3 protein-coding genes and 2 pseudogenes are annotated in these 3,296 nt (G+C 65.0%); 2 read left to right on the forward strand and 3 right to left on the reverse strand.

Going from position 1 to position 3,296, the window contains the following annotated elements; translation table 11 throughout:
- The 3 genes and pseudogenes from QOL62_RS19390 to QOL62_RS19400 all read right to left on the reverse strand — a co-directional run.
- A pseudogene (locus tag QOL62_RS19390) lies at positions 1–1,193 on the reverse strand (methylase); the annotation flags it as partial.
- Between the two features lie 66 nt (positions 1,194–1,259).
- Positions 1,260–2,126 (reverse strand): DUF7146 domain-containing protein, encoded by an 867-nt coding sequence (locus QOL62_RS19395; RefSeq protein ID WP_007688081.1) that lies wholly within the window; start codon positions 2,124–2,126, stop codon positions 1,260–1,262.
- Between the two features lie 61 nt (positions 2,127–2,187).
- Positions 2,188–2,514: a single-stranded DNA-binding protein gene (locus tag QOL62_RS19400; RefSeq protein WP_007688082.1), complete on the reverse strand. Its 327-nt coding sequence runs from the start codon at positions 2,512–2,514 to the stop codon at positions 2,188–2,190.
- A gap of 79 nt (positions 2,515–2,593) precedes the next feature.
- On the opposite strand from QOL62_RS19400, the gene QOL62_RS19405 reads away from it, so the two are divergent.
- Positions 2,594–2,794 carry a hypothetical protein gene (locus QOL62_RS19405; RefSeq protein WP_013041755.1) on the forward strand — a complete coding sequence of 67 codons (201 nt, stop codon included), beginning with the start codon at positions 2,594–2,596 and terminating at the stop codon, positions 2,792–2,794.
- Positions 2,795–3,105: 311 nt separating this feature from the next.
- Positions 3,106–3,296: pseudogene (locus QOL62_RS19410) on the forward strand (replication initiation protein); the annotation flags it as partial.

Genomic DNA, 3,296 nt, shown 5'->3' on the forward strand with positions numbered 1-3,296 from the left:
ATCGATCCCATGGCCTGCGAGTCGACCAGCGCGCTTGGGTGCTCACGAGCATCGGCAATCAGCAGACGGCTCGGCCGATAGGGCAGGTAAATCCCTTGCGGTTCGCCCGCGGGTGCGGGCGCGTCGAGACGGTGATAGGCGACCGCGCGGGTCGTGGGCAGGGTCACCGCCGCACGCGAGCAGACGGGGCGGGTCCGCCGCGTGAGGCCCCGGAACAATCCGCTGGGGCGGGAGATCGGCTGCGGCTGCGGCGCGCATGGGGTCGCCATCGCATCGATGGCCGCAAGCGCAGCGCCGAGCGTCGTGCAGGTCTGGCGCGGGACCGAGCCCCCTGCCCCGTCCTTTTCGAGGAGTATGAGCTGGACTGCCTGGCCGGTGCCGTGCTTGGCATAGGCATCGGGCGGCAGGTCGAGATGCAGCCGGGCATGCGCGCCCGCAGTGGCGTGCAGCCAATCCGCGTCCTCCGTCTCGATGCGGTCGGGGAGAATAACGGCGCAGCGCCCGCCTGGAGCAAGCCGCAACAGCGCGGAGCGCAAATGGCGAAGCGCGGCATGGCGATCGCGCGCGCGCCCCTGGCTTCGCGAGAAGGGCGGATTGAGGAGCACGACGCTCGGCACCAGTTGCGGATCGAGCATATCGTCGATCAGTTCGCCATCATGCGTGCTCAGCCTGCCTTCGGGAAAGGCGTGACGCAGCAAACGCGTGCGCCAGGCATCGATATCATTGAGAAGGAGGCGCGCGCCGGCGAGATGGGCGTGTACGGCCAGGAGGCCGGTCCCGGCCGAGGGCTCGAGCACGATATCGTGTGCCGTGATCGCGGCTGCCTTGGCGGCAAGGAAGCCGATCGGCGCCGGTGTCGAGAATTGCTGGAACGCGATCTGCGTTTCGCTACGCACGCTTTGCGTGGGAAGCGCCGCCGTCATAGCGATCAGCTGGGCGAGCCGCGCATTCGCATCTGCCGGGAGCGTCGCGTTCTTCAGATGGAGGACCTGCGCGAGTTCGAGCACATCGTAGGCGTCGCGCAATGACCACAGGCCATCGGCGCTCGAGCCACCGAAAGCGGAGGTCATTTCGGCAAGGAGGTCGTTACGTGCAACCGGACATCCTTCGGACAGCCGGTCGGCTATGCCTTGAGCAGCGGTACGGGCGGGATCATCGAGCGGCAGCGTGAGCGCGAGGGGGTGTGTGGCCATGGGGCATCTCCAGGTCTGACACCTGGCATCAGCGCCAGGTCATCAGCCGGAAGGCTCCCTCCCCTTTCAGGCCGCCTCGGCGGCCCGGCGGACACGCCAAGCATCATTCCAGTCCGCGTGCCGTTCCGGCAGCCGGAGCACCAGTTCGCGTCCATTGGCTGTGAGATGGGGGCGGGCTTTTTTGAGCATGGCGGCAGCGGCGGCACCGCGATCGCCATAGACGATGATACGCTTGACCCGTTCGGGGATGGCGACAAGCCCAAGGCGTTCGACCCCGCCCAGCGCCCAGGTGGGCGTTCCGAACCAGGCCATTGCTGAAAGGGCGTCCTCGATGCCTTCGGCAAGGCCAAGCTCCTCGCCGGCCGGCGCCAGACGAATGGCCGCGTCGCCGAGAAGGCCAAGGGCAATCTTCGGCTTTGGCATGGGTTTGTGCAGGATGTCGGCGAGATCGAGGCAGGTCCGCTGGACGGCGACAACCCCCAGATCATTCTCGACCGCGGCGATCATCGCCGGAAAGAACCGGCGGCGCTCACCGGCCCCGACGATGGTGCGCGGGTTGTAGCGCAGGCAACGCGGATAGGGAGGCGGCAGACCGCGCGCCGCCAGATAATCGGCCGCTGGAGATCCGGCGATGGGCTGGCTCGCCTTCCATAGGCGAAGTGCAAGAGCGCGATGGTCCGCGGCCGCCTTCGGGCGCGGCATTGTGAGCGGCTCCGCATCGTGAAGTTTGCGCCGGCGCAAAGCAGCCAGAACATCGCGCGTGTCGCAGCCGGCAAAGCAGTGGAACAGGATCGCCCGCTCGCCCAGGCGTACCGACAGGCTGGGACCATGATCGTTATGTGCCGGGCACCGGCATTCGCCGCGCGTACCGCGCCAGATCCCACCCAGGGCTTCGACAATGGCTTTGGCGCGATGGGGAGCAGCTATGGGCATCGACTAATCCTCGGAAGTGGTGGAGCGCCGCTGCTGATTGCGCCCTCCCCTCCCCGATATTTCACCCCGGCATGCCTTTGGGTGCCAGGATCCCGAATTCCTCGACGATGCGATCGGTTGTGTAGTGCGTCGCGCCGTCGCGTTCATAGGAGTTGTCCTTGAGCCGTCCGGCTATGCGCACGAGATCCCCGACTTGAGCCCGGTCGGCGATATGTTTTCGCTGGCCTTCGCTGAAGACGCTCACGCGGTTCCAGTGGCTGTCTTCCTGCCATTCGTTATCGTCACCCTTGCGGCGATAATTCGCGCAGACCGACAGCAGGGTGACTTTCGGCCGCGCGTCGATTTCCCCGATCCGGCCGATGATCTCGAACTTGGCGAAGTTGATCATGCACCCTCCATGCGCAAGGTCATTTGGCCGGCAGCCTATCGTAGGCGGCTAACTTCGCGTATCCCTCCAGGCGGGGGGATTGAACGATTGCATCAGGCGCGACGCCGATCTCTTTCTCAAAATAAAAAGAATCAAAACGCCGCTGCTCGCAGCGGAAGCTTTTCCGATTCAAAAGGATTCAGATTCAGGAGGCCGAAAGCACAGCATTTCTGCGGGTTTGAGCAAGCTTATCCTGACCGGACGGGGGATTTTGCCTGCCCTTCCGGGGGCGCTTCCCTGACCGATCGGGGGATGCAACCTGACCTGCTGGGGCCTTCCTGACCGTATGGGGGACAGCTTCCTGCTGGAGTGATTCGCTCGCCATAGCGTTCGTCAGGGACTTTCTTCGGCGTCCGCGCTGCCGTTTGCGCGGGTCCGGGCGCTTGGAAACGCGACTCGCCGCACTTCCTCATGGTTTGCTGCTTCGGAGCGAAGTTCCATCCTGACCTCTTGGGGGCCGAATCCGGTGTCTATCCTGCCCTGACTTGACGCGTAAGGACAGGTCAGGCAGATTTTCTCCCACGCTGGACGAATCGGCGCAGACTTCATGGCATGGATGACGAGCAAGCCCTAGATCACGCTGTAACGCCCTCCCCCACCGGCGATGACGCTTCTCCGGGACGGGCGATGCGGGTGGCTGCCGCCCTGCAGGCAAAGGGCGGTGACGAGTTCGCCAAGCCCGGCAGCATCGTCGAGGTCAAGTTCGTCAAAGGCCAGTCGCTTAGCCTGACTGCTTCGCGTTT

This window comes from Novosphingobium panipatense, assembly GCF_900182875.1.
Lineage (GTDB): Bacteria > Pseudomonadota > Alphaproteobacteria > Sphingomonadales > Sphingomonadaceae > Novosphingobium > Novosphingobium panipatense.